The sequence below is a fragment of the Haloplanus aerogenes genome (assembly GCF_003856835.1).
In the GTDB taxonomy this organism is placed as follows: Archaea; Halobacteriota; Halobacteria; order Halobacteriales; family Haloferacaceae; genus Haloplanus; species Haloplanus aerogenes.
In genome coordinates this window covers 951,391-976,933 of the sequence record NZ_CP034145.1, presented here as the reverse complement: position 1 = coordinate 976,933, position 25,543 = coordinate 951,391, and the positions used below count along the sequence as shown (strand labels likewise).

Annotated in this window: 23 protein-coding genes; 14 read left to right on the top strand and 9 right to left on the bottom strand. The window is 58.7% G+C overall.

Features of this window, described 5'->3' with window-relative positions; translation table 11 throughout:
• Nucleotides 1-217 precede the first annotated feature (217 nt).
• From DU502_RS05090 to DU502_RS19040, 5 genes are all read left to right on the top strand, one after another.
• Entirely contained in the window at nt 218-715 is a 498-nt protein-coding gene (locus tag DU502_RS05090; RefSeq protein WP_124897025.1) for a hypothetical protein, read from the top strand.
• A complete protein-coding gene (locus DU502_RS05085) occupies nt 712-900 on the top strand; it encodes a hypothetical protein (RefSeq protein ID WP_121922062.1) in 189 nt (62 codons plus the stop codon). Before DU502_RS05090 ends, DU502_RS05085 begins: the two co-directional genes overlap by 4 nt.
• A 485-nt stretch (nt 901-1,385) precedes the next feature.
• Nucleotides 1,386-2,492 (top strand): DUF6517 family protein, encoded by a 1,107-nt coding sequence (locus DU502_RS05080; protein ID WP_124897024.1) that lies wholly within the window; start codon nt 1,386-1,388, stop codon nt 2,490-2,492.
• A 273-nt stretch (nt 2,493-2,765) separates the two neighbouring features.
• Nucleotides 2,766-2,942 carry a hypothetical protein gene (locus DU502_RS18150; protein ID WP_158601212.1) on the top strand — a complete coding sequence of 59 codons (177 nt, stop codon included), beginning with the start codon at nt 2,766-2,768 and terminating at the stop codon, nt 2,940-2,942.
• Nucleotides 2,943-3,180: 238 nt separating this feature from the next.
• Nucleotides 3,181-3,339, top strand: coding sequence for a DUF4326 domain-containing protein (locus DU502_RS19040; protein ID WP_121922058.1), 159 nt, complete (start codon nt 3,181-3,183; stop codon nt 3,337-3,339).
• Nucleotides 3,340-3,795: 456 nt separating this feature from the next.
• Here the strand turns inward: DU502_RS19040 and DU502_RS05065 are convergent, their stop codons facing one another.
• The 4 genes from DU502_RS05065 to DU502_RS05050 form a co-directional block, all read right to left on the bottom strand.
• Nucleotides 3,796-4,560, bottom strand: coding sequence for a hypothetical protein (locus tag DU502_RS05065; RefSeq protein WP_124897023.1), 765 nt, complete (start codon nt 4,558-4,560; stop codon nt 3,796-3,798).
• Nucleotides 4,561-4,988: 428 nt separating this feature from the next.
• Nucleotides 4,989-5,267 carry a DUF3006 domain-containing protein gene (locus DU502_RS05060; protein WP_121922057.1) on the bottom strand — a complete coding sequence of 93 codons (279 nt, stop codon included), beginning with the start codon at nt 5,265-5,267 and terminating at the stop codon, nt 4,989-4,991.
• Between the two features lie 2 nt (nt 5,268-5,269).
• Nucleotides 5,270-6,736, bottom strand: coding sequence for a lamin tail domain-containing protein (locus DU502_RS05055; protein ID WP_121922056.1), 1,467 nt, complete (start codon nt 6,734-6,736; stop codon nt 5,270-5,272).
• 221 nt (nt 6,737-6,957) lie between these two features.
• Nucleotides 6,958-8,352: a PAS domain-containing sensor histidine kinase gene (locus DU502_RS05050; RefSeq protein WP_199722784.1), complete on the bottom strand. Its 1,395-nt coding sequence runs from the start codon at nt 8,350-8,352 to the stop codon at nt 6,958-6,960.
• A gap of 292 nt (nt 8,353-8,644) precedes the next feature.
• Between DU502_RS05050 and DU502_RS05045 the strand changes: the two genes are divergently transcribed.
• From DU502_RS05045 to DU502_RS05035, 3 genes are all read left to right on the top strand, one after another.
• The gene (locus DU502_RS05045; protein WP_121922055.1) at nt 8,645-8,917 is read left to right on the top strand and encodes a type II toxin-antitoxin system HicB family antitoxin; all 273 of its coding nucleotides are present in this window, start codon (nt 8,645-8,647) and stop codon (nt 8,915-8,917) included.
• 122 nt (nt 8,918-9,039) lie between these two features.
• Nucleotides 9,040-10,296, top strand: a complete 1,257-nt coding sequence (locus DU502_RS05040) for an RNA-guided endonuclease InsQ/TnpB family protein (protein WP_121922054.1) — start codon at nt 9,040-9,042, stop codon at nt 10,294-10,296.
• A gap of 33 nt (nt 10,297-10,329) precedes the next feature.
• The gene (locus DU502_RS05035; RefSeq protein WP_121922053.1) at nt 10,330-10,584 is read left to right on the top strand and encodes a type II toxin-antitoxin system HicA family toxin; all 255 of its coding nucleotides are present in this window, start codon (nt 10,330-10,332) and stop codon (nt 10,582-10,584) included.
• A gap of 114 nt (nt 10,585-10,698) precedes the next feature.
• Here DU502_RS05035 and DU502_RS05030 read toward each other — a convergent pair whose 3' ends face one another.
• Together DU502_RS05030 and DU502_RS05025 are read right to left on the bottom strand one after the other, a co-directional pair.
• On the bottom strand, nt 10,699-11,061 hold the full coding sequence (locus DU502_RS05030; RefSeq protein ID WP_121922102.1) for an SWIM zinc finger family protein: 363 nt from the start codon (nt 11,059-11,061) through the stop codon (nt 10,699-10,701).
• A gap of 232 nt (nt 11,062-11,293) precedes the next feature.
• A complete protein-coding gene (locus DU502_RS05025) occupies nt 11,294-12,151 on the bottom strand; it encodes a DNA-binding protein (RefSeq protein ID WP_121922052.1) in 858 nt (285 codons plus the stop codon).
• A gap of 1,704 nt (nt 12,152-13,855) precedes the next feature.
• Here DU502_RS05025 and DU502_RS05020 point away from each other — a divergent pair.
• Entirely contained in the window at nt 13,856-14,320 is a 465-nt protein-coding gene (locus DU502_RS05020; RefSeq protein WP_121922051.1) for a hypothetical protein, read from the top strand.
• Nucleotides 14,321-14,576: 256 nt separating this feature from the next.
• On the opposite strand, the gene DU502_RS19035 is transcribed toward DU502_RS05020, so the two are convergent.
• Nucleotides 14,577-14,984 (bottom strand): DUF4326 domain-containing protein, encoded by a 408-nt coding sequence (locus DU502_RS19035; protein WP_121922050.1) that lies wholly within the window; start codon nt 14,982-14,984, stop codon nt 14,577-14,579.
• Between the two features lie 381 nt (nt 14,985-15,365).
• Between DU502_RS19035 and DU502_RS05010 the strand changes: the two genes are divergently transcribed.
• From DU502_RS05010 to DU502_RS04990, 5 genes are all read left to right on the top strand, one after another.
• Nucleotides 15,366-18,899, top strand: coding sequence for a type IV secretory system conjugative DNA transfer family protein (locus DU502_RS05010; protein ID WP_241966870.1), 3,534 nt, complete (start codon nt 15,366-15,368; stop codon nt 18,897-18,899).
• A 1,345-nt stretch (nt 18,900-20,244) separates the two neighbouring features.
• A complete protein-coding gene (locus DU502_RS05005) occupies nt 20,245-22,968 on the top strand; it encodes a S8 family serine peptidase (RefSeq protein ID WP_124897022.1) in 2,724 nt (907 codons plus the stop codon).
• Nucleotides 22,969-23,288: 320 nt separating this feature from the next.
• Nucleotides 23,289-23,441, top strand: coding sequence for a hypothetical protein (locus DU502_RS05000; protein ID WP_166033631.1), 153 nt, complete (start codon nt 23,289-23,291; stop codon nt 23,439-23,441).
• Between the two features lie 3 nt (nt 23,442-23,444).
• Nucleotides 23,445-23,777: a helix-turn-helix domain-containing protein gene (locus DU502_RS19030; protein ID WP_121919497.1), complete on the top strand. Its 333-nt coding sequence runs from the start codon at nt 23,445-23,447 to the stop codon at nt 23,775-23,777.
• Nucleotides 23,774-24,316, top strand: coding sequence for an IS630 family transposase (locus DU502_RS04990; protein WP_158601136.1), 543 nt, complete (start codon nt 23,774-23,776; stop codon nt 24,314-24,316). The genes DU502_RS19030 and DU502_RS04990 overlap by 4 nt, the downstream gene beginning before the upstream one ends.
• 121 nt (nt 24,317-24,437) lie before the next feature.
• Here the strand turns inward: DU502_RS04990 and DU502_RS18535 are convergent, their stop codons facing one another.
• Nucleotides 24,438-24,959: a hypothetical protein gene (locus DU502_RS18535; protein ID WP_199722670.1), complete on the bottom strand. Its 522-nt coding sequence runs from the start codon at nt 24,957-24,959 to the stop codon at nt 24,438-24,440.
• A gap of 144 nt (nt 24,960-25,103) precedes the next feature.
• A complete protein-coding gene (locus DU502_RS04975) occupies nt 25,104-25,541 on the bottom strand; it encodes a hypothetical protein (protein ID WP_121919499.1) in 438 nt (145 codons plus the stop codon).
• Nucleotides 25,542-25,543 lie beyond the last annotated feature (2 nt).

The following is a 25,543-nucleotide window of genomic DNA, read 5'->3' as shown; positions in this document are numbered from 1 at the left end:
CACGTAACAGTGGTATTTTTATCAGTGTACAATGATCCCGTCATAACGACCGACGGTAAGTAGGTGAGTCGACCGCATCGGTTCGCTCGCGAGAACCTGAACGGTCGACGGTCGGCAGACAGGGCCGCCATGACAGCACCCGACACAGACAGCGTCCAGATGCGGTTTTTTGGTGAGCGACGGGTGATTGGGCGGGATTCGGACATAGTGACCACTAATGAATCCACCGACTGACGACGAGACAGAGGAGTGTACTCACCGTGACGGGTCAACGTCGAGCAGTCACTCGACACGCCGCTACTGGGGGATTGCCCTCGTTTTGCTGACGCTGATCGGCGTCACCATGTTCGGCGCGAGCCCTGCCGTCGGTGCGGGTGCGACGAGCAATACGCTGTATAGTGGCGATGGGGGGCTGAATCTGGTGTTCGCCACGAACACCGATCCCGTCGCCCGGTGTACAGTCTCGGAGACGAGCATCCAAGTTGGCGAGTCGGTGACGATCGACGCTTCGGAATCGGCAAATGCCGACGACTACCAATACGACAAGTACGGTGGCGGCTCGTTCGGCGAGTTCACGAGCCAGAGTTCGTGGTCGGTCTCGTACGCCGAACCAAGAACCTACGATCCGCAAGTGAAAGTCTGGTCGTACAGCGGTGGGGAAGATAGTGATGTCGCCGCCTGTGGTACCATCACCGTGACCGAGTCGACGGCATGATCATCGCGGAGTGTCCGAACCTCAACGAGACGCCGGAGGAGCATCTCCGCATCAAGGGAGACTACGAGACCTCCGTCGACGACGATGTCCTGGACGATCTCGTGGAAGCGTGGCCAGGCTGTGGCAAGTGTGGCGCCGACCTATATGTCCTCGATTTCCAGGAGCCGACAGAGGTTATCGAATGAGCCAGGCATCACTGTCCGCAGCCCGACGCAGAGTCCATTATGTCTATAACTAAGCGGCCCTGTTGAAAACCATATATTTCTGATAATTTTCAGAGTCCGGCTGAATACAAAGCGCTTATTCCGCACTGAAGCGGAAAAAGAGGACATCAGCACCCTGACTTTTATTATATTCCAGCTGAATACCAGCCTAATGATAGGATCGGAGTTCTTATCCAGCAATGACGAAGGCTGGAGCCGTCGCCGTCTCCTCACGGTCGCAGGGACGACTACGGGAGTCGCCCTTGCAGGCTGTTCGGGTGTGACCAGCCAGTCGTTTGCGGCGTCACCGGTGATACTACCGGACAGCGATCAGGAAGCGGTGAGACTCGCTGAGACGAGACGAGACTCGCAGACCATCACGCGGAGCGGCCCGGGCGGCAGTAAAGTCGAATTAACGAATCACACTAGCATCCACAAACGCGCGAACGGGATCGGTGGGCAGTGAGATGCCCGACAGACACGGTCCGCTCCGCACTCCCATCGGGTGGTTCACCGAGCGGGTCAACGGCGGTGCCATCAGCGAGGGCGCAGTTGTTGCCTACGGAGATGATCTCGGTCTTGAGGAAGTCGAACTGCCGTTTCTAGAAGGGTTCGGCCCAGTCCCAGGGGAGCAGGTGAGTATCCTCGCACCCGCTGGCATCCGCGGCGACGGTGAGGTTGACCCCGGCGACCTGCTGGTACTCGTCCCTGGATCTGGGTCCCGTAGCGACGAGATTTCCGTCAACGAGGGCTCGTTCTATGAGGGCCCTGTCTCCTCGTTTTTCCCCTATCGAACCTGGCTCCACCAAGACACCCCGTTCGAACCGAGCGAACGCTGGTGGCCGAAGCGGTACGACTCCTCCTCGATGTATGAGGGGGAGGGAAAAGTGCTGCTCGCGGTCGGGGACCAAGAGCCGGCGGAGGTGTTCAGTGCTGCCGACACGGGGAACAATCCATTCGATACGGGAAATAACCCGTTCAACACAGGGAACAATCCGTTCGACACGGGGAACAACCCCTTCCTAGTTGGGATCTCTGGAAATCGGTTCGTCGCGATCACTCTCGGGCAACCATTCGTCCCTGCCGAACTGTTCGACGCTGGCCAGCCGGCTCCACTGGGTGGTGCTACCTTCGGGATGGGTGTCCTGTCGACGCCGAATGCTTCGGTCGCCGGGGAGTCGGCCAACCCGTTGGTCGGGGTCGAAACGAAAGCGTTGCTCCAGCGTGAGGAGACTCGGCGAATGCTCAGGCGAGCCGGTGTCACCGACGCCGACGAGGTGGAATGGATCTCCGGACCGACGGCAGTCTCCGACATCCAAGGCGAGATAGAGATCACACTCCTCGAGGAGAAAACTCAACTGGAGAGCTTCCAGGGCGTCGTCAGTGGTGAGAACGGGCCGTGGTGGGTCGCCGTCCATGTCGCCCGTGTCACGGTCGACGACTACGTCGTGGCCGCTGGGGTGCAGCGTGCGCCGCTCGGAACAGCGAAGACAGCTGCGAAGAAGGGCGACACGACGCTTGGGCCCGCACGGGAGTATATGGCGCAGGCCGTCGATCGGTTGGTCGTCAAGTAGCACGACGCACTCTTACACCGGGCACCGGGCGACCAGTCCATCTTAGTGATGAGTCTCGAGCGGCCCGTAGTGCGGCGATTTGGAATCTGTACGGAGAGTGAACAGACCGTCCGGTAGTCGCCGAGAATGCTAAGTTCGCCACCAGGGACTACTGAGATATGCTGTTTCCCCTCACGGACGACAACGTCGAATCCACCCATCCAGGGACCCTAACCGACCTCGTCGAGCACACAAAGCGCCAGCAGAGAGACGAGTCTCACCGAGAGGGCAGCGATGTCTGACTCGGGCTACTGGCAGTTCTGCGAGGTTATCGAGCGGACGAAGATCCCAGGCCCGATGATCACAACCCCGGCAGAGACCGAGCAGGTAGTCCTCGAACAGCAGACTGAAACGGGCGAGTACCGGGTACGACCACTCAAGATAGTCATGCAGGAAGCTGCCGATGAGTGAGACTCCTGAACCGACCGAGAACCAACTCAACGCGGTCCGGGCCCGCGTCTGTGGTGATCTCCACGTCCCCGAGGCCGATCGTGGCCGGCGCATCGTCCACGAACCCAGCGGCACCGAACTTGTTTCGGGGCGCCGATTCGATCCGACCCGATGGATCGACCGTCGCTCACGATTCGGGAATCCGTTCACACTCGTTGAGGGCGGTGGTGAGGTCGACGCTCACTAGCAGTCGGTCGCACTGTATGAGGGCTGGTTCCGTGGGAATCTCGTCGAGAACAATGAGTTCGCCAAGGCTGTCGAAAAGTTGTACGGCGAACGGCTGGGGTGTTGGTGCCTGCCGCAGCAGCGCCACGGCGAGGTGATCCTCGAGCATCTCGCCGGAGCGTACGATTCGTAGCAGATGCCCGGGGAGATCTCGCGGTGTGTGCTGACGGGTGATCACTCCGAATGTATCTCTTGAGTTCAAGCACCACCTCATCCCACTGTTTCAACTGTACGCTGACGCCTGTCTGACGAAATTTTATAATGTCACTAGGCATATCAATACATGCCCGCGACAGGGCACATACCACGGCTGTATCGTCCAGCACCCACGGTCCCTGCGAGACGATCGTCGTCGCCATACCTTCCCTCCCCTTCCCCGCTGATCGGGGGTGTCGTTGCCCACTGGTCAATCGAAGTGGTCCCGGTGAAATCAGTGTGCGGTGATCGGAATGCGGTGATGATGACGGTGAGTAAATCCAGACAGCTGCGGCGCTTCCCCCCGCACGAGGTCAAAGCCGAACGTGAGAGGGCCGACGGGCGAACCCGATGCGTTGAGTATCGAGTTCGAACTTAAATGGGTGGATTGAGGTCACCCGTCTAAGAGATTGGTTGTGATCTCACCAGTCGCCGACAGGAATTCCAATGGTTGTCGTCCGCGGATGTTCCTGCTGCTTACTGTTGCAGTTACGTGGCTATCCAAGGTGGATCGCTCTCCGTTCCGGATGTGTGTTGGCCACCAAGCGGCCATTTGTGAATTGTCAACAGGGAATCTGAGCGTGATTGATTTACGCTCGCCAAGAATGAACACATATTCTTCGGATAAGCGCGCATCCGTCAGCGCCACATCATTAAGTTCGACCTGAACATTGAACTCTCGTAGCGTCAGCGGCACTGGGCGAATGTTTTCAACATCAGCTCTGATCAGTACCGTTGCCTCTGTGGGTGTCGGGTCAATCCACTCAGCACTCGTTTTGTGGCTGATAAATAGGGACTGCCCTGTTGTATCGTCGGTGACTGCCTGTCGTGATGTCGTATTGAGATCTGTGAGTAGCGTGGTTTCAACGGTGCTGACCCGATCATCGAGGACTAACGGAAGCGTCGTCACGGAGAGATCAGCCTCAGCATTCAGTTCCGTGTGAATCACTGAGCGCTCGCCGTTTCGGAGATGTGCAGCCCACCAGTTCGGGACGAGCGCATGCGATTTGGTCGCTGTGACCTCGATTTGTCCTTCGCCGGTTGGGAGTTCCGCTATCCGACTCATGCCTGTGGCGACTGTGACACCCGCGATAGAGGTTTCCTGTTGGATATTGAGCGATAGCAGATCGGTAAAGGCCTCGTCGTTCTCGTTTTGCACTGCCACCGAGGTTTTGATTTCTGTCTCGTTGGCTCGAACCTCGCCCCACCGACTTGCGATATCTCCCGTTCGGGGTTCGGTGAATACAGGCGCTGGTTCAGTGGGCAGGGATTCAATCGTCGTCTAGCCAGTCCCCAGCATATCAGTTTCAAATACGGCCCGTTGATCAAGGAGTGGGAGCGGGAGTGGTCGTCGAGTACCGGCTGATTCAGCACCCATCCACAAGGTGTATTTGTAGTGAAACTTTAGCGCGGCTGTATTCGCGTATTTTGACTATCTCCGTGTTGAGGGAGGCCCTGTCGAGATTCTTAATAAGCGAAAGTGATTGTATGGTGACTAGAGTGTGTGTCTGAGTCTGATATAGTCACTAGAGCCTGTCGTTGGCCAAACAAGGCCGGTTGAATCCACTTCCTGCCAGACACCGACGCTTACTTGTCCGAGTCGGATCGCTCCGAAAGCCGATCGAATCGAGACTGTGCGGTCTCCCGGCGTTCTTCAGTTTGGTCCGGGTGGTACGTCACCTCTGCAAGTTCACCCCCACACATCACGACAGTGAAGAGTGCGTCTTGATGCTGGCCCTCCGCAGGAATCGTTTCGGCGTCGACCACTACTTGCCCAAGTGTTTCGTCATCCGATTCAAGCACTAACACTGCCACGTCATCCTCGAACCGATCAAGGACTGCGGTGTAGGTGCCATCGGTGACCATAGTCAGTATTCCTCCTCAAGCACAATAGTTCCATCAGCAGTCCGAACAGTGACTGTATCGCCACCGTTGTTCCAGACGGCCGACCCCTGCCCCCAGTAAAGATCGGTGTCAGTGTCGATTCCGCTCCCAGTGTGTATCGTGACCTGTCCGCCAGCGGGGAGGGTAACTCCATCGGGGAACGTATAAGTGTGGCCCGCTGCATCCGCGAGCGTCCACCCCGACAGGTCGACAGCTGTGTCGCCCGTGTTTTCGAGGATAATGTACTCGTCGTTCAGATGCTCGTTATCGTTGCCGTCGGCATCGGCGTTGATATCGACGAGGGCGATCGCCTCGCCCGGAGCTGCTCCGCCGTCAGTCATCGTCGTGGTCGCCGTCGAGGACGTACGACCGTCGGGAGTCGCCGTCGTCTCGGCGACCGGACTGCCACCGAAGCGTGCCCGCTCAGTGACCGGGTTCGAGGTCCCAGGCGCAACCGCACTCCCACCTCGGAGCGCGAGCGGATCGGTCGGGGCCGCCTGCTGGGTGCGAACCGAGATACCGCGACCGTCGCTGACAACAACGATATCGCCGTGGGTCGCCGTCCAGTAGGTGGGTATCGACCGCTCGGCCAACCGCTGGAGTGTCTCCTCGCTTGGATGGTCGTATCGCGAGTCATACGCACTCGAAATAACGACTGTCTCGGGCTTGACGGTGTCTAGGAGGGCACCACTCGTGCTCGTTTTGCTCCCGTGGTGACCGGCTTTCAGGACCGTAGCGCGGAGCTGTGTCCCGTACTGATCGACAAGGTACGCTTCTTGATCGTCCTCGGCATCACCGGTAGACAGGAAGCTCGTTGAGCCGAACGTAAACCGGAGGATGATACTGTTCTCGTTGCGGGCGCTATTTTCGAGGTATGGATCTGGTGGGCCGAGAACCTGCACTCCAACCGCGTCGCCACCGAACGACAGCGTGTCTCCTTCACGCGTCTCGACGAGTCGAACATCGTGTGCTTCGACGGCATCGAGGTACTCGGTATAGGTTTGCGTACTCGCTGCGATGCCGGGGTCGTGAATCACGCCGATCCCATCGGCTTGCGTTTCGAAGTAGTCGATCACGGCGGCATTCCCGCCGATGTGGTCGGCGTCGTTGTGGCTCACGACCAGATGATCGATTCGCCTGATATCGTGACGCTGGAGATACTGAAGGACATACTCCCCATCGTCGTTGAAATCGCCGGTATCGATGAGCATCGTCTCTCCTGAGGGCGCGATAATGAGCGTACTGACCGATTGATCGACGTTGATGAAATGAATCTCAAGCGTCCCGGACGGCGTCTCCGATGTCTCTGTTGCGGTGGTCGTCGCTGCTGGAGGCGGTGTGTCCGTGGCAGTGGTCGAATCAACGGACTGACTGCCGGTATCGCCGCCCGTGCCGCTACAGCCCGCGAAGACGAGTAGCAAGACGAGGATCGCGGTCCGATAGGTCGACATAGCACCTGTTTACGAAGCAACTGCCAAGAATTAGCGGGTGCCACCATCTCTCCTTCCACTCGCCAGGGACCGTTCCGTGTTCCCCACGGATATGTCGACTATTCGCAGCACCGGGTATTGTTGTTGAGGAATGCTATGGAATTCTCCGAAGCTACCAGAGATGGCTAAATGAACGGAGAATGCCGCACTGCGATAGTTGCTGGAGCGCGTAGCGGGTGCTGTCACTCCATTGCTCGGGGGAGCGAGACAGTAATGCGATTACCTCGTCCATCTTCGGAGTGAACGGAAATGGTGCCGTTCGAGAGTTCGACGCTCCAGTAGACCAGCCAGAAGCCGAGTCCACTGCTGTGATACACGTCGGTCATCTCGTGTTCGCCCTTGAGTACAGCCGCTTCAATCGGTGGAATCGGTGTTGCTTCGTCTTCAACGCTCAGCTCTGCATGGTGGCCCACTTGCTGTAACCGAACCATCACCGTTGGGTTCACAGCTTCAGAATTCTGAATCGCGTTCTCGAGGAGTTCGATCACAGCCGCTTTTAGTTCCGGTCGGCCTCGCACGGTAACGGCGTCGAACGTCGTGACGGAGACCGTCGCAGTCGGATACCGATCGCGAACGGTTGCGATGCTCTCTGAGACGACTTCCTGAAGGTCGATCCGTTCACGTCGCTCCTGTCCCGTGACGAGCTCGATGATCTCACGTTGTTTCTGGGCGCTCCGCAGGAGATTCTCGGCCGTCCGACGGATGATCGCCGTTTGGTCGTCTACCTCCGGCACGGTCCCCTCAATGAGGTCCGCCGTCCCAAGGATGACATTCAGATCGTTTCGGAGATTGTGTCGAAGGAGATTGTCCATCACGAACAATTGCCGCTCCCGCCGCTTCCGATCCGTGATATCCCGGGTAAAGCCCGCGATCCGAACGATTTCACCGTCCTGCGTGATGGGTTGCCCCTGCACCCAGACCCAGCGTTTGTAGTGTTCCTGGGGATTCACGCGATACTCGATATCGACGGCGTTCCCCGCCGAGAGGCACTCCATAGCGTCCTCTACAGCGACGACATCGTCTGGATGGATTGTCTCCAGAAATGCCTCGGGCGACGCTTTCACTTCCTCGACAGGCATTCCGTAAATTTCCTCGTAGGCAGGATTCATGAACAGCAATTCGGACCAATCGGCATTGAACATCCAGAGCGCATCCCCGGAGGCAGCGGCGATTTCTTCCAAGCGGCTCGCCGTCTCAGCGTATTCGTGTTCGGCTCGAACCCGGTCAGTCACATCTCGGGAGCTGACGACGAACCCGTCAAGTTCGGTATCCGTGAGATTCGACATCCGACTCTCGAGCCACACCCACGAGTCGTCAGCCGCACGAAACCGATATTCGACCGTTGCTTCGGTGAACGACTCACTTCGAAGCGTCCGCTCGAAAACGCGGCGAATCGTCTCTACGTCGTCGGGATGGATATACTCGAAGGCAGTCTCACCGACGAGGTCGGCAGGATCGAATCCGAGGATGCGGCGCACGGCACCATTGACATACGTAAATGTACCGTGTTCGTCTATCAGAGAAATTTTGTCCTGTGACTGATCGAGTAACAGCCCGCGAGAGTCGGACTGTGTCATTCCCTATAGTTGGCTGTGTGTACCAATAAGCCTCGTGGAAGGTAACAATTGAAACCTCAAGACGTGATCGGAGTACGGTGTGGAATACACAGAATTCATTCAGCACTGGGGAGCAGGCGTCGGACGACATCGTCATCTGGATGGTGATCCATCTTGCAACGGCTGAACCGTGCATACCCCGACGGTAGTGACTACATCCATGTCGAACCCGGAGGGATCACGCTTAGAATACCGACACCACACGAATTACAGAGGAGAGAGAATTTATCCGTTCTCCACATGTACTGTGGGCATGAGCATCGATTCCGAGCAAGAAGCTGGCCGGGAACCGCGGATCACTCTAACCCACAACGAGGACGGGACCTGGACCGCCCGAGACCTCGAAGTCGAGGTGTCCGCTCAAGGCGAGACGCGAGACGAAGCCCTCGAAAATCTTGATGCTGTCGTCGACGCGCTCGAACATGACGGTGGGCGTGAACCCACTGCTGAGGAGCTGCAAGACCTCGGAATCGATCCCGACGAGAACACACTCGGACGTGGCGAGCTGCCGGACGTTCTCAAGTAAAGCGGTAGCGCGGAGTCCCCTTCCTCAAGCGCGAGCGAAGCGAGCGGTAGGGAGGGGAGGAGCGCGTGGCGAAGCAGGGCACAAATATCAATCTATAAATAGCCCCTCAATCACATTGAAGTGTGGCAGACGACTACGTGCGTCGGACGGCAATCACTCGTCTTGAAGTCACGGACGAGCAACGCGACCTCCTCGAAGACACTATCTCCGAGTGGAAGCGTGGTTGCCAACTCGCCACCGACATGGCGTGGGGCAAGTACAACGCGAAAAGCGACGTGCAACCCCTCGCCTACGATACCGTGCGCGAGCAGACCGACCTCGGGAGTCAGCACGCGATTCTCGCCACCCACCAGGCTGCTCAGGCCATCACCGGCTGTATCGAACGCCGGTCCAACGGCAAGAAGGTGAGCAAGCCCACCTTCACCGCACCCACGGTGAAGTACGACATCCGGACCATGACGCTGTTCGATGACGACACGGTGTCGCTCTCCACCACAGAGAGTCGAATCCGATGTGACCTTGCCCTCCCCGACGCCGACGATGGCTACCAGCGGCAGTACCTTGATTCAGACACGTGGAGCGTCACGGAAAGCACGCTCACCGCTCGTGACGGCGACTACTTCTTGCACATCGGCTTCCGCAGACACAAGACTGACACCGAACGGAACACCGCCGAGGACGGAACGGTTCTCGGGGTTGACCTCGGTGTCGAAAACCTCGCCGTCACGAGCACCGCCTACTTCTTCAGCGGGCGGGAGTTGACCCACAACCTCCGCGAGTTCGAGACGGTTCGCGCCGGACTCCAACAGACCGGCACCCGAAGCGCCCACCGGACGCTCGAACAGTCGAGTGGCCGCGAGCTTCGCTACGTCCGGGATGTGCTCCACCGAGCGTCGAACGCAATTGTGGATGAAGCACTCCGCTACGGCTGTGACGTAATCGCGTTCGAGGACTTAACCAATATCCGTGACCGCACGGGAGCGTCGTGGGGGCACAAGTGGGCGTTCCGAACGCTGTACGAGCAGGTGGAGTACAAAGCCGAATCGGTCGGTGTCTCGGTGAAGCAGGTGGGTTCGGCGTGCACGTCGAAGCGATGCGCAGAGTGTGGGTTCACGGCAGACGAGAATCGCCCGACTCGCAACGACTTCCGGTGTGTGAAGTGCGAGTCGGAAGCGAACGCGGACTACAACGCCGCGAAGAACATCGGACTGCGGTACGTCCGTCGGGGCCAACAGTCGTCTCGGCGGACGGGCAATAGTCAGCTTGCCCTGAAGTCTGGAACAATGACGCCGAGTGGTGGATTCACCGCCCACCCGGAAGGGTTCGAGGCCGAGTTCACGGACAAGTCCCACCCTCCACGAGCGACCCCGTCAGGGTGAGCAAAGTAGGGTGGGGTAGTTGACGTAATTCGAATGGTCACGCGGGATTTCTCCGGGGAGGAGATCGTCAAGGTCCTCTGCAACAAGGGGAATTTCTGGGTTGATCGGATTGCTGGCGATCACTACATTCTCAAGTGGGAACACCCAGATGGCGCAGATGTCGAATCCCGCACTGTTTCAGTCCCATATCATGATAGCGTGAGTATTGGGACGCTCCATGACATCGCTGACGACGCGGGCGCCAAGGATTTCAAGGAATTCTGCCGATGGATTAATCGGAACCGGTGAACTCTCAGCTGGGAAGTTTAGCGACGCCTAGCAACGTCTCGGATGGTATCACGTCGTAACTATCGCCGGTAGTTCACCTTGCTCCATGTCTGCAGACGCTAGTATGCACTCGCACTACGTATCTGCTCCGCTGGTTGGTGTGACGGACTTCTCCGTGTCAACTGTCCGGTCAGTCTTGCTGTCATCGCGAGACCTGCCAGCGTCATTCAGTGCTGCGGTGAGAATTGGGCGTCGGATCGCCACGGCGAGCCGATGTTTGCAGGCCCCTGCAAAGCGCGCATCGGCTGGACACGTACACGAGATTGGCAGCCCGTCGGCAACACGCACGAGATATTCGTGATTCTCGGGATCGGCGTAGCTCCCGTTTCTGACGCGCACTCCGTCAGGCTCAAGTGTGAACTCGAAGGCTTCGTACTGCGCCCGCTTCAGGACGCGCGTCGATACATCTAACTGGGTGAGTGGGTGTGGGTCGGCCATGGTGTGCGGGGGGCTGTCAAAGATGCCCCGCACTCCCTTTGGGGCAGATAAACACTCCCCAGACGCGAACGTGGCATGCGAGGAGTCGGTGTCTTCGGACACCGAGACCGCGCGAGGGGCGGGGCCGGAGCGACGCGGAGGCGCCGTCGGTCGGGGAGGGAAATCGTTACGCTTCACTCCCCGCCAGATGGACCGCCGTCACTTTCACAATCAAAAAAGACCGCGTGAGTCGCTACTCCGCCCACCAGCGCTCGCGCTCGGGGAACGCGATTGTTGAGCGCCCCGTCAGCGCCACTGAGACGCGTCCCTGATACCAGTTCGTCGCGACGGTTCGGAACACCACTTGTTCGCCCTCCCTGACCGATGGCACTCCGGATCGCTTCCACGCTGTGAACCGCGTTTGTCCCGTTTCGTCTTCGATCAGCCCCACTTGCGCGATAGCTGGATGCGACGGTTCCCACAGCACGGCGATCTCTCCGCAGATATCGACCTCGCGCCGAGACACCTCTCCGACCGCTGCAATCGGAATCACCTGTCCGGGCGCCCACCGTAATTCCTCAAATACCCCGATGACTGCACTCGCCACATCGTTCCCGTCGACGACCCGCTCAGCCAGCCGCCGACTGAGCTTCGACCGCGACCACCGCGGCAATTGCTCAGCCAATCGCATTGCTTCCCGGTTCACCGCGCCCAGTTCTGCACGGGATAACTGCTCTCGAGGATCGATTCTGTCTGGATCGGCCCACGGATCGACGCTTGCCCGCCGCTTGGCGAACGTTCGCTGCCACTCACTGCTCATCTGGGTTGCCGCCCGCCGTGACCGCGCTTCTCGATCCGAGTCCTGTCGTCGGTCGAATCGTGCCCGCGTTCGCTCGATCTCCCACTCCCAGGCATTCCACCGCTCTTCTTCCGCGAGTGTTAACCCACTTGGGGTTGCATCCGGGTGATTCGTATCCACCGTCGCCTGAATTTCCTGTTCGACCGAGGGTCGCAGGTCGGGACTTTCCTCGACGCTCCAGCGCTCTTCGTGTTTGTTCGGTTCCTGTTCCGCTCCCGAAACTTCTTCTCCGAATGGGGTCTTAGTTGACATTGGGGCATACCACTCCACAGGCGTTTCACGACGCCCGACAACCGCGACTGGTCCTCGCGGTTTTCTGCGTTCACGCTCCGACAGTGACTGCTGCACGCGCCGCTCGCGCCTTCGCGAGCGCCCCTGGGCGCGAGCGGCGCGTGCCGATGGACCCGAGAAAAGAGCCACGCGCGCCGTCGCCACCTGGAGCGAGCGGCCAGCGGAGTGAGTCTGGTGGGTTCCGAGCACCGACAGGCGCGCAGGAACCACCCGACTCACCCGCTGGCGTCCCAAACGGGCGAGCGAGCAGACGGTGAGCAGCGGCGAGCGGGGCGTTCGGTATAGCTCCACACAAACCACGATGTGAGCGGACGGCTCCCCCGTCGACCGCAGATACGAGATTGACCAGCATTATGGGTCGACTCTACCTGAGCGCCGAGCGTCAGGTAACTGTGACACGGATAGCGATGCGAACACTGTGTGGAACAGCCTCTTTCGCGATCCTGAAGACATTGCAGTGGTTTACTCCGAAGCAACATCCCAGAAATCGAAGCGTTTTGAGTGCGAACGCACGGCAGAGTGATTCGTCCACGCCTGCGGAGACTACCCTCCCTGTGGATACACCTGTATTCTGCATAGTGCGCGATAGAAACAGGTAGCCCCTTTCACGGATCGGAGATTCAGCCGTGAGTGGGGGGATGAGGTCGTTTACCGTCAAGATCGTACTGGGATGTCTGACCAACTGATGTTCAGATACGCCGGCGAAACTGGCACCACCTTGATCACCCCGCCTCGCTGAAGTCGGGGGTCTCGTTGTGCTCCTCGGCCTTCGGCCTGCGGTGCGTACGTCGGTCGCTTTCCTCCAGCGAGACGCCCTTCCAGTCCCTCCCGCATCGGTTGGCCGGTCAGTCGCTGCTGGGTGGGACTGAAAGGGGCCGCACGCTCGCCAGCCGAGACGTTCACGAGAGCGGAGCTCTCGTGAGCCAACCAGAACGCGAAGCGTTCTGGTGACGATGCAAGCACCGCAACGCAGTGAGGAGCACAGCGAGTCGCAGGTGGCGAGCGCGCGGGGGCTTTCAAGATATCTTCCCTCTGGTCGCTCTCCTCGGGACAATTCCGTCTGACCGTGGCATCAATGTTTATCTTGTCGACGCTCGAAACTTCACTGGCAGCAGTCGCTGCCAGACAGACAGTATAGTCTGTCATGTTTTGCGAGCCTGCCTCTAGGGGGGGCAGGCTTTCGTGCATCTGCCGCTCGCTGTCGGTGCGACATGTATCGACATCGGTGAGGCTGCCAGCTCACCGGCGACTAACCGTCGTTTCAGACTGGTCCTCTCCAGAAGCACGACGAGCCTGAATCGTGATTCTGATATGGCTGCTTCATCGTGTTTTCCTATGGCTCAGCGGCTGTGGATCTCTGTCGCGATCGCCGTCCTCCTGTTCACCGCGGGGTGTGCTGGCTTCACAGGAGCCAATCAAGAGACACCAACCTCAACCGGGTCTCCGGCTCCTTCATCGACAGGAGCTACCACTCCCACTGCAACGTCACCCTCCACTTCTGAGGGGGCAGCCTATCCTGCAGGCTGGTCGGAACGGGGAGTCGAGAATACGACCGTTGCGTTCCAGTCTCACTATCGCACACTACTAACCGGGCCATCGGCGACGATTGCCTATCAGTCTCGCGTAATTGAATCCACGGAGCCGCGGACGAACACCACGCTGGATATGGCGGTCGATACGGGCGAGCAACACGTGTACGCCGCTATTGATGGGAAGACAGCTCATCGCGAATTCTATTTCGCTGATGGAACGCTCTCGACGTGGAGTGTGCAGAATCAGACACTCGTTGGCCAATCAGAGGCGTCGTTCATCCGCGTTGCTCAATCGTTCGATAGTCGCGTTCTCAAATCGCAACTGTTGACGTACAAGCTCGAACACACCGCAACCCGAACACAGCAGGGGCGGACAGCGCTTGTGTACATAGTTACCGGCGTCTACCCGAATGCGGTTTCGCAGTCCTACGGTGCGGCAACCAACGCCACCGGACATATTGTTGTCGCCGAGAGCGGCCGTATTCTCGAAATCGAAACGACCGTCACATACGCAAACGGGACACTGGCGTACCGGTATACCCAGACCGATCTTGGGGAAACGAGCGTGAGTGAACCAACCTGGGTGCAGGCCGCTTAATCGTTTCCGCTAGAATGCGTTGAGCCAGTGGCCGACTTGTGACTGCTTGCACCATCTACTCTGAGCGTTTGTTCTAGATTGACGATGGTGGTGGGAACCCGCGCGTGCTGGGTGCCGAGCCGCGCCCTGCGCATACCGGTGAGGCCTCACAAGTGTAGACCATACTGACCGTGAGCGCCGAGACGACGGACGTGGAGCATATGTCGGCACCGCCGCTGGTATGGACCCTTTCACGGACGAGTCTCGATCTGGCGATCTACTGTGAACCATACGCTGTCGCGAGATGCTCGAGAATCACCTCGCCGTGGCATTTCCTCGGGAGACACCAACAGCCCAACCGCTCGCCGTAGAGGTCGTGGACCGCGTGGGCAAAGTCACTGTTCTCGGCAAGCTGTCCTCGAAACCAGCCTTTGTAGAGTGCGATCGCCCGTTCACGCGAGTCAACGTCGCCTCCATCCTCGGTAAGTGTGAAGGGATTACCGAACTGTGAGCGTCGATCGATCCACTTCGTCGGTTCGAATCGTCGACCAGAGACAAGTTCGGTGCCACTGGGTTCGTGAACGATGCGTCGGCCGTGATCTGTCTCGGGGACATGGAGGTTACCACGCACCCGAGCGCGAACCGCTTCGACGGGATCGTCAGGTAGAGTGTGTGTATCACTCATCGCTGAACTTGCGATGGCTCTGCGGGATGTCGGTCATACGCTCGAATCGAGCAGTCCACCGGCCTATAGTAATATCGCCATAGACGGTGCCCCCGCCGTTCGACACGCTCTCTCCACAGAGTCCAGTCCGTCCCGTCACGGACACACAACGTGGCGTCGTTGTCGCCTGTCGTGCGACCGCGTTCTCGTACAGCTGTAACTACTCGCTGTCTGATTGCTGATTCCCACCGCAGGATGATCCGATTTTGCAGGTGAGTGTATTTAGTCTCGATAGTTGAGGGGAGCTAACTAGTCAATTTTAGATAATTATGATTTATTATTGTTGATTCGAATTGAGAGCCAGCACACACCGTCCTGTCAGGGCGGTGCCTGCCCGCCACCATGCCGGCCGCCGACCAGTCTCCGGATGTTGATCGATCGTCCCTGCCGGTTCCTACCGACCCGACACGAACCTACCTTCGTGTTCGCCCAACGGACGAACCACTCTCGCCCGAAGTCGTGCAGACACATTTCCGCCAACTGCACCAACTTGAGGCAGATGCTTCATCGACGTTCTTCGGCCGGCTGCTGAACAACCAGCCACCACCAACGATCGAGTGCCTGCTTATTTCCACAGGTGAGGCTACTTGCTCCGTCGAGTATCTGTTCGGACTAACTGATACCGAGGCGTTCGACGCCTTCGAACGCATTCTCCGCGGATTGTTTCCTGACACGTACGAACTTGAGCGAATTCGGCGCGCTCCCGACCTGGATCTCCTCTCGCAATCGGCTGATGAACAGATTGCAGCCGTTGAATTCTACGGGCAGGTCACTCGGCGGCGTGATTGGCAGACACGCCTCACTCCATTCAGCGACTTTCAGGCTGCCGATAGCGGGCGCGTCCCGCTGGCCGCTGTCGTTGAGGTCATGTCGACTGCTGATTGTCCGATGGTGTACCAGGCACTGCTCCAGCCTCATCCAGATTGGTCACCGCACGCAGCGACTCGAAGTGCCGCGATAGCCGCGAAGCAGGACACACTCAGCGATCAGGTGGCAACGGCCATCTATGGCTCCTCGACGGATCACGACCAGCACCTCGCTCCGGCAGATGAGTCTCGACTCGACGAGATTGCGCTTCGTGATACACGCCACTCGTTCACCGTGAATGCCCGCGTCATAGCGATTGCTGACGCCGAAACATCCGCTGATCAGGCTGAGCGAGCGGTCAGCGAACTCGCCGCTACCTTCGCTGGCGTCAGTCATACCTGCTACGAGATCACGGGACTGCACCGTAACGGGAGAGCAGAAAATCTCTCGCACGAGATCCGTTCACGAACGATTCATCCGCCGTCCTACACCGGACTCCGGGCATATCTTCCGTGGACGAGAAACCGCAGTCGAGGGATCGTCGCAGATACTGCGGAAGCGCCGAATTTCTGTCTCCTCGGTGGCGATGTACTCACCGCGGCAGGGGCACGCGCACTCGCTCCCACACCTGGTGAGCGCACAGCACTCCCGCGGCCACCGTTCGAACAGCTCACGCACTATCGTGGTAAGGGGTTGCTCCTTGGGACGCCGCTCACTCAGGACGGCACACCTGCCGCAGACCCGCTGGTACTCCCACCAGCCCTCCAGCCGCTCCATGTCGCGTGGTTTGGCAAGACGGGGTCGGGGAAGTCAACCAGTCTGGTCAACGCCATCCTCACCAATCACACGGCGACTGCAGGTGCGGATATCCTGATCGATCCGAAAGGCGACGGGATGGCCACGGAGTACCTTCGCGCCCACTATGCACGATATGGCACGCTAGACAATGTCCTGTATTTCGACTGTGCGACTGTGTTGCCGGCGTTCGGCTTCTTCGATATTCGTGATGAACTGGCGGCAGGCGTTCCGCGGCAGACGGCGGTCGAGGATACGGTCGATCACTATCTCGAGATCCTCACCCAGATCATGGGGCGGGAGCGCTTCGAGCAGGCCGTGCGGTCGCCGGATGTCATCCGCTATCTCGTGAAGGCGATGTTCGACCCAGTCAGTGGGTACGAGGCCTTCTCACATCGCGATCTCCACACGGCTGTGCGGACGATGCATGAACGCCAGACTGCACCCGTCGTCGCGGATTCGGATCTCGAACGGATGCTGGCTGGTGTGGTCGCCAATCGTGCCCGCTCGTTCGACGAGATCATGCAGGGAGTGGCCAATCGCATCGAGAAAATTCCCGTCGATCAGCGATTGGCCCGTATCTTCAATCACGTGCCTGAGGGTGACGATCCACACTTCGACCTTGCCGACTACCTCAATGAGGATGTCGTGATCGTCTTCGATACGGGGTCCCTCCGCACGGAGGCACAACGGGTGCTGACGCTGGTCATCCTCTCGAACCTGTGGACGGCCCTTCGTCGTCGCACACGGCGTTCGGAGGGGACCCAACCGCTGGTGAATCTCTACATCGAGGAGGCCGCGAGCATCGCTGTCTCGGCATTACTGAAACAACTCCTTGCCCAGTCGCGTGGCTTCGATTGCTCAATCACGCTCTCGATGCAATTTCCCGCACAGTTGCGAAGCTATGGGTCCGATCTCTACGAGGAGGTGTTGAACAATATTTCGACCTTCCTGACGGGAAACGTCCCGATCGATCCTCGGCTGGCCGAGCGCCTGGCCACGACCGATATGAGTCCACAGCTGGTTGGCAATCGTCTTCGGGCGCTCCGCCGCGGGCAGTGGTTCGTCAGCCTGCCAGCCGGCTTCGATAGCCCCGAACCGCGGCCGTTTCTCCTCCGGTCGGCACCACTCCCCCCCGGTGACCCAGCTGGCGACCGGCCGCTCTCACCGGCTGAGCAACAGGCGTTTGACGAGACACTGGTTGCCGCTCGAGAGCGAACGATGGTCACCGCTGGATTGACACTGGGGGAACCGACGGTTGCGCAGCGAGACGAAGCCGAGACCGACGAGGAGGTGGAGCCGCCCGCCCTCCGCGTCGATTCTGCTCTCCCCCACACGAAACGGCTGCCGCCCACGGTGCAGTACGTGGCCTCACTCCACGCGCTTCGCTGTGCGACGTGCCAGAATCGCTACGATCCGGATATCACGGGGATGAAGCGCGCCATAGCGTGCTGTTCGTCATTGGCCGAGACGGATCGCGATGATATTCCGGTCTGTGACTTGAATCTGAAGCTGACTGCTGAGGAACGGGTCGTCTCCGACTGGTCCGACCGCCAGCTGCTCTTCCTTCAAGCCGTCTATAACGCCCAGCAATTGCGGTACGACCCCCTCGAATACGACTTGCTCTACGATTCGATGATCCGACTGCAGGAATACGTCGGCATCGATGCTGCAGCCGTGCAAGACCTCGTCGATGCGGATGTGTTACGCCACGATACGGATCATCCCCATCGGCTCTACACGGTGACACCCGACGGTCGACAGCTTATCGGCGAGAGTTATCGGCAGGGCGTCGATTACGGTCATGGCGCTGGTGATCTCGAAGAATCGAGTCAGCATGTGTTCGCCGTCGAGGTGGCGCGGCAGTATCTCGAACAAGAATATGTCGCAGATCCGGATTCACGCGTTGATACCGTGATTCCGTACTACGATCTCGACGATCAGCATCGACTCGATGTTGCGGGGCTGGACGCCGAGGGTGACATTGTCGTCGCCGTCGAGGCAGAGCGGGTTAATCACGACGTGTTACGCGCAGTCCCCGAAGATTTCGATAAAATCGCTTCCTGTGACGTGGAGGAGGCAATCTGGGTGGTGATGACGCAATCTGCCGGGCATGACGTGTTACAGGCGCTGAACAATCCCCCTGATGGAGAGCCGCGCGTTACGAAGACCTATGCAGGAACCACGCCCCCGCAACAGTTCCGAATCCAGACGCCAGGCTTGACCGCCATGTATCCCGCCGAGTGGTTACGAGACCGGCTGGAAGAGTCATAGTCAGCATAGCGCGAGTTCCGGTGAGGAGAGCGTCGCTTGGAAGTGACAGGGAGTTCGTTTGAGAGTCATAATCGGCTCAGAGTCCCGCAAGGTGGCGTATGACTGTGATCGAGGAGCGAGTATGAAACCAACTCGTGTGGGATCATCGCTATTGGTAATATGTCCAAGAGGGGCTGTTCAGGCACTGTAGCGGCAGATTTCGATAGTCGATTCAGCGCAGGATTAACAGGTACACACTGCCTTCCACTCAAAATCAGCAGACGAGAACCGTTTATGATTCTTCGCTGGTTGACTGGGTGAGGCCTTTGGGAAGCTGGTTCACTGTCTTCCCTCTCCCTGTGGCCTTGTTCCTCTCGTTTTCGCGACTGCGGTGACCCCGTTCCCACTGGCGTCGCTCTTCCTAGTTGCCCCTGTTTTGGCTCCTCTACTCTCGTTTCCGGGGTTGAATCCTGATTATGAACCCCGTTCGGCGGGCACGAACAGCCCGAGACGCTCCGTCATTACCTCTCTGGGACAGGTTGCTATTATGAATACCGCCATTAGAGAGGGTGTCAGAGAACTATTTACAAGATAGGTATTTTCGATGTAGAACTGACTGAACGCGTTGATAAGTAGATCTGCGAAGAACTCCTTCACGTTGCTACTGGTCCCCCAACCTGATTGGTGCGGTTGACGCGTCTAGTCACCGTTCTCACTCCTCTGACTCAACGAACTGCTCTGCGAGGTGCATGAGATTGAGGAGGCCGACTGGCCACGGAACTCGGGACGTGAGAGCCATCGTGATCCAGCAACAACCGATGCTATTGTTCACGCCGATGCAATCAGTGTGGACGGGCGCACGTATTCGTGTGCATCCGTGTCTCACGTTTAACCGTAGACCCATCTCGACAGTGAGCCGATTCGGTCAGTCAATCAGAACGTTAGTGACACTGTCGTGGCGCAGGTCATCGGTTCAGCGTGGGGCCCGATCGGGCGCTCACTCCGATCGTCGACTGTCGGCCGACATGGGTGCCCGTCGCCAACCGACATTTCGGGGTCCGAACGGCGTCGTGAACCGATCGCCATCCCCGATCGTCGTGGCACTGGAGAGCCCCATCGGACCGCCGTCCCCATCGCCACTCACGCCCCGTTTCTGGCACCCCCTTCGACGCCAATCGACACTCTCAGACCCTGCCTGTTGCGCCCGAATCACCGGCGTGAGATGCTCTGAATCATATTTCGTGAGAATTGGAGTGTATGACAGACTGCCACACAGTATCGCCGTTTCAGGCCCAACCTGTGAACGGGTTATCACGGTTGAGAGTTGGGCCGTCATCTCTAAACCTCGCTCTCGATTGAGTAGTGTATGGGATCAGAGGCACCCAATACATCGGGCACGAATTCTGGCGACGCAGGCGACGAGGTGTCGGTCGATTCTGACGACAGCTCGTCGCGTCTCGGAACGACGCGGCGCGGACTACTCATCGGACTCACGACCGGCACCGGCGCGCTCGGGCTCGGCGCCGCGGCGACGGCACGCGGACCGCCGTCGCACGCCGGCAACAACGAGGGCGTCGGGAACGACCGCGCCGCGGGCAACAACGACCGCGTCGGCCAGGGCCGCGGGCCGCCGGATCAGGTCATCGTCGGGACGAAGACGAAGGCCGCGGCCGACGAAGCGGCACGGCAGGCACGGGAGGTCCGCCACCGGTTCGACTTCGGCGACAAGGGCAAGGCTGTCGCGGGCCGGTTCCCCGAGCAAGCACGGAAGGGCCTCGAAAAGCGACCGGACGTCCGCTACGTCGAACCCGACGCGACGTTCGAGGCCATCGCCGAGACGCTCCCCTGGGGCGTCGACCGCATCGACGCGGATGTCGTCCACGATAACGGCACCACCGGCGACGGCGCGCACGTCGCGATCATCGATACGGGCATCGACAGCGACCACCCCGACCTCGACGACAACCTCGGGTCGGGCAAGGCGTACGTGGAGGCCGGCATGAACGCCGACGGGAGTAGCTGTAGCGGCAACGGCAACACGTACCACGAACCCTGGGACGACGACAACGACCACGGCACCCACTGCGCGGGCACCGCTGCCGGCGTCGACAACAGCGAGGGCGTCGTTGGCGTCGCGCCGGGCGTGACACTCCACGCGGTCAAGGCCCTCGGCTGCGACGGGATGGGCTATCTCTCCGACATCGCCGCCGGCGTCGAATATACGGCGAATCAGGGCTGGGACGTAGCGAGCATGAGTCTCGGCTCCTCGTCGGACTACTCGACGCTCAAGGACGCGTGTCAGTACGCCGCGGATCAGGGCGTGCTGGTCGTCGCTGCCGCGGGTAACGACGGCCCCTGTTCGGACTGTGTGTCCTACCCTGCGAAGTACAGTTCGGTCGTCGCCGTGAGCGCGACCGACAGTTCGGACGATCTGGCGTCCTTTTCGTCGACCGGGCCGGAGATCGACATCGCGGCGCCCGGCTCGTCAATCCGATCGACGATTCCGGGCGGCTACGCGTACTACTCCGGGACGTCGATGGCGTGTCCGCACGTGAGTGGGGTCGGTGGACTGCTGATGGCGAACGGATATACTGGTTCAGAGGCACGGGCGGCGTTGCAGAATAATACGGAAGACATCGGACTGTCGGGATCGGATAGTGGGAGTGGGTTGCTGGATGCAGAAGCAACTGTCGGGACGACCGTCCCTTCAGCACCGACGAATCTGACACGACTCAGTACGACTGATTCAACGGCTGATCTGACTTGGGACGCACCCACCGACGATGGGACTGGCGTGACTCACTACAACGTATACCTTGACGGCTCGAAGGAGACTGAAGCGAGCAGTACGTCAGCCACCGTAAGTGGATTATCAAGTGGGACGTCGTACGAGTTCTCCGTGACTGCTGTCGATAGCTCAGGGACTGAATCCGCTCACAGTTTGTCAATCACCGTTTCTATCTTGGCCAATCCTACAGTGGATACGACAGCGGCTGGAGATGCGACGTTCTCTGGCGGGAATGGTGACTACACGATTGAGGCAGGTGGGATGGATGTCTGGAAGTACGACGACGATTATGCGGCAGTGTATGAAGAGAGTGTGTCCGGGGACGTGGTCGCACAGGTCACTGTCGAGAGTCAGGAGAATACGTGGCTGTGGGCTAAAGCTGGAATAATGGTAGCAAACGATATCACGGCTGATGGCTCTTCGAAAGGTGATCTCATTCTCGCAACAACGCCGGAGAATGGCTATGCACTCCAATGGGACAATGACGGTGATGGGTTCATTGAAAGTAGTACGAATATTGATTCCACCTCCTACCCTGCAGAATTACGGCTCACCAAGTCTGGATCTGAGTTCTCTGGAGAATACTCGACCGATGGCGGGTCTACTTGGACGACTATCGATACAGTTTCCATTCCTGAGGCACAGACGACACAGGATATTGGACCATTTGTCCGTGGTAGCTATTCCACCGATACGAAAGGTACTGTTGAGTTTAGTGGCTTCGATGTGGCAGTACAGTCACTCAATCGTCCCACAGTAGACACGACGGCGGCTGGAGATGCGACGTTCTCTGGCGGGAATGGTGACTACACGATTGAGGCAGGTGGGATGGATGTCTGGAAGTACGACGACGATTATGCGGCAGTGTATGAAGAGAGTGTGTCCGGGGACGTGGTCGCACAGGTCACTGTCGAGAGTCAGGAGAATACGTGGCTGTGGGCTAAAGCTGGAATAATGGTAGCAAACGATATCACGGCTGATGGCTCTTCGAAAGGTGATCTCATTCTCGCAACAACGCCGGAGAATGGCTATGCACTCCAATGGGACAATGACGGTGATGGGTTCATTGAAAGTAGTACGAATATTGACTCAACCATGTATCCCGCGGAGCTCAGACTGACTAAATCTGGATCCGAATTCACCGGGGAGTACTCGATTGATGGTGGCGCTACTTGGACGACAGTCGATACGGTATCGATCCCTGATGCGCAGGCAACACAAGACGTTGGTGTCTTCGTTCGAGGGAGTTATTCCACAGATACGAAAGGCACTGTTGAGTTCAGTGGCTTCGATTTAAGCTAAAACTCTTCACTCGGGGCTTCCAGTCAAGACAACCCCACCAAGGGCTTATTCACCCAGAGTTTGCCTGAATACTACCCAGTGGGTGAACCTCCTGGCTTCACAGTAGGTGCCGAAGTTCGGAACGGATTTGATCGATCACCAACGGGGAAGAGTGAAGCGAGCTCGATCAACCGGCGTTCGCTCCCTATGCACACACGTTCGTCAGACGGTCAGAGGCCCTCGAACAACCGTACCGCGAACGTCGGTGAGTGATCTGCGAAAGAGTTGAGCTTTGAGAGAGCGGCTATCTCCCGATGAAGAGTAGTCGGCGAGGGCAGTTGGTGAAGCACCTGTCGGAGGAAGAGCTCGAACAGGCGATCACGGACGCACAGAAGGCGGGCGAGACTTGTCTCGTCCGGCGGTTGTGCTACGTCAAGAACCTCTACCAAGGCGATACGCGCGAGGAGGCTGGCAAGCGCGTCGGGATCTCCTGATCCATGACGCACAGGTGGGCACACGCGTGGAATGACGGTGGTGTCGACGGGTTGTGGCCGAGCTTCGGCGGCCGGCCGCCGCCGAAGCTCACCGCAGCACAATTCGAGGAACTCTGTGGGATTCTCGAGGCAGGCCAACCCTGGACGCCGCGATTGATTCACGCGCTCATCGAGGAACGCTACGGCGTCACGTATCATCCGGCACACCTCAGCCGGAAGCTTCGGGGTGCCGGGATGAAGTACGCAAAGCCACGTCCGCTGGACCCAGCGTCCCGACCATGCAGAGGAGATGCTCGCCGAGCGCCTCGTGCAGGCGCTCGGCGAGGACGACGATGAAGCCGAGGAGGTGCCTGTCGTCTTCGGATTTTTTCGATGAGTCGTGGCTGCAACCGTTCGAGAATTCTCAACGAATGTGGTCGTTCGACCGGACTGTAACGATTGAGAAGCCGTTGGTTACGTTTCCATGGCGGTCGATCGGATTCTACGCGCTGACTGGCCAAAGCGTGATCACGTTCAAAAAGCGGTTGGTGAAGGAGACGATTGTGGTGGCACTCAAGGAGATTCGCGAGCAGAACCCGGTGGGGCGGATTCTGCTCGTGGCGGACAACTACGGCTCCCATCACGCGCGGGTCACACAGGAACGGGCCGACGAACTCGGCATCAAGTTCGTCTTCATCCCACCGTATTCGCCGACGTTGAACGCAATCGAACCGCTGTGGAAGGATATCAAGCGCGAGATTTCACCTACGATCTTCGAGGACAAAGATCACTTCAGAGAGTTCCTCACCGAGACGTTCCTCCGGTTGAGCTACCGACTGAGCTTCGCTGTTGGCTGGATCGATACGTTCATCCCAAGTGGTCAGATGTTACGCTAACCACTCAACGACGTTCGCGGAAGGAACTCTCCGATTTTCCGGTATGACGTCTCTATTCCGCAGCGACGCCGGTACGCCTCCGCAAGCGGTTCGGCGAATTCTACCGAGACATCACGGTTGGTCACCAGACAATTCGAACGAACTGCCGTGCAGTGGTAATGACTTGGGGGATGGACTCCCGCAGCGTGCGGGAGTCATCCGTCTCGATCGACTCCCACGCGAGTGTAAACCGAACAGCCGGATCGACGATACAGAGCGTGACGAACGCGTAGGCGAGATTCGTTCTGCGGTCTGGATTAATTGCGCAGACGTACGGTGTGTTGGCCGAGCCGTAGTAGAGCCACTCGTGAATGTTGAGTGCAACGTCGACTGGCCGAGCGAACGCCCGCTGAGGGTGGTCGTGAGCGAACGTTGCTGCCCGGACGCCATCGAACTGAGCGTCGATGGCGTCCGGGCTGAGGTTCCGAAGGTGGTAGAGAAGCGATTTCGCGAGGGGACTGCGGTGCTGGTGATCGATGTGTTCACACCGAGCAAGTTGAAGCTCTTTCGCGGTCGTATAGACGAATTCATCGTCGAAGATGCTCCGAGCGAGGACTTTCTCGAAGTCCTCGCTCGGATACTGTCCGTTCGGTTTCGTGGTCAAGTTGAGCCCCGTGAATAGCAGCGAAGAAGCAGCACGAGACAGCTGTTTCGTCTCGGTTACGTGGATCATACTGCTGGTCGGTCACCGACGACGAAAACGACGACTCAGTTACTTCGGCACCTACTGTTCAGTCGTGGGAGGATGTCAGTTTCTCTCTGAATCGTCGTGGTGATTCGTCTGCTCTGTCTGGTCAGGAGCTGCTGGCGGTTCAAAGAATCTCACAAGCAGGTGACCGATACGGCTGTCAGCAACCGTAGTTGCCCAAGTAGCGAGGACATCGATACTGGATTTCAGGTGCGATTCTTCAAAATAGGGAACCAACGCATCGACAATACTGTCCAAGAGAGTAATAAACGGTCCTATCGTGTGCGTGTTTTGGAGATCAATGACAATGACTTCGGGCTCAGGTTCCGTGGTCAACCAGCGATAGATCAAAGAGTTGCGGATAATGCTTCCCGTCCACGACCCCAGCGTGGAGAGTCGAGGGGCGGCCGTCTCATGGACCGACTGCAAGAGAGCCACGGTCTTGGAACCAGCCAGCAAATCGGACTTCGGTGTCGTGTCTGAATCGTGGGCCGGCATAC

Excerpts from the sequence above, each read along its gene's own strand:
- DU502_RS04990 (WP_158601136.1), top strand. The coding sequence starts at position 23,774 with ATGAAGCCGAGGAGGTGCCTGTCGTCTTCGGATTTTTTCGATGAGTCG.
- DU502_RS05005 (WP_124897022.1), top strand. The coding sequence starts at position 20,245 with ATGGGATCAGAGGCACCCAATACATCGGGCACGAATTCTGGCGACGCA.
- DU502_RS05055 (WP_121922056.1), bottom strand. The coding sequence starts at position 6,736 with ATGTCGACCTATCGGACCGCGATCCTCGTCTTGCTACTCGTCTTCGCG.
- DU502_RS19030 (WP_121919497.1), top strand. The coding sequence starts at position 23,445 with ATGACGCACAGGTGGGCACACGCGTGGAATGACGGTGGTGTCGACGGG.
- DU502_RS05080 (WP_124897024.1), top strand. The coding sequence starts at position 1,386 with ATGCCCGACAGACACGGTCCGCTCCGCACTCCCATCGGGTGGTTCACC.
- DU502_RS05045 (WP_121922055.1), top strand. The coding sequence starts at position 8,645 with ATGAGCATCGATTCCGAGCAAGAAGCTGGCCGGGAACCGCGGATCACT.
- DU502_RS05060 (WP_121922057.1), bottom strand. The coding sequence starts at position 5,267 with ATGGTCACCGATGGCACCTACACCGCAGTCCTTGATCGGTTCGAGGAT.
- DU502_RS05050 (WP_199722784.1), bottom strand. The coding sequence starts at position 8,352 with ATGACACAGTCCGACTCTCGCGGGCTGTTACTCGATCAGTCACAGGAC.
- DU502_RS05035 (WP_121922053.1), top strand. The coding sequence starts at position 10,330 with ATGGTCACGCGGGATTTCTCCGGGGAGGAGATCGTCAAGGTCCTCTGC.
- DU502_RS04975 (WP_121919499.1), bottom strand. The coding sequence starts at position 25,541 with ATGCCGGCCCACGATTCAGACACGACACCGAAGTCCGATTTGCTGGCT.
- DU502_RS05090 (WP_124897025.1), top strand. The coding sequence starts at position 218 with ATGAATCCACCGACTGACGACGAGACAGAGGAGTGTACTCACCGTGAC.
- DU502_RS18150 (WP_158601212.1), top strand. The coding sequence starts at position 2,766 with ATGTCTGACTCGGGCTACTGGCAGTTCTGCGAGGTTATCGAGCGGACG.
- DU502_RS05030 (WP_121922102.1), bottom strand. The coding sequence starts at position 11,061 with ATGGCCGACCCACACCCACTCACCCAGTTAGATGTATCGACGCGCGTC.
- DU502_RS19035 (WP_121922050.1), bottom strand. The coding sequence starts at position 14,984 with ATGAGTGATACACACACTCTACCTGACGATCCCGTCGAAGCGGTTCGC.
- DU502_RS05025 (WP_121922052.1), bottom strand. The coding sequence starts at position 12,151 with ATGTCAACTAAGACCCCATTCGGAGAAGAAGTTTCGGGAGCGGAACAG.
- DU502_RS05085 (WP_121922062.1), top strand. The coding sequence starts at position 712 with ATGATCATCGCGGAGTGTCCGAACCTCAACGAGACGCCGGAGGAGCAT.
- DU502_RS05010 (WP_241966870.1), top strand. The coding sequence starts at position 15,366 with ATGCCGGCCGCCGACCAGTCTCCGGATGTTGATCGATCGTCCCTGCCG.
- DU502_RS05020 (WP_121922051.1), top strand. The coding sequence starts at position 13,856 with ATGGCGGTCGATACGGGCGAGCAACACGTGTACGCCGCTATTGATGGG.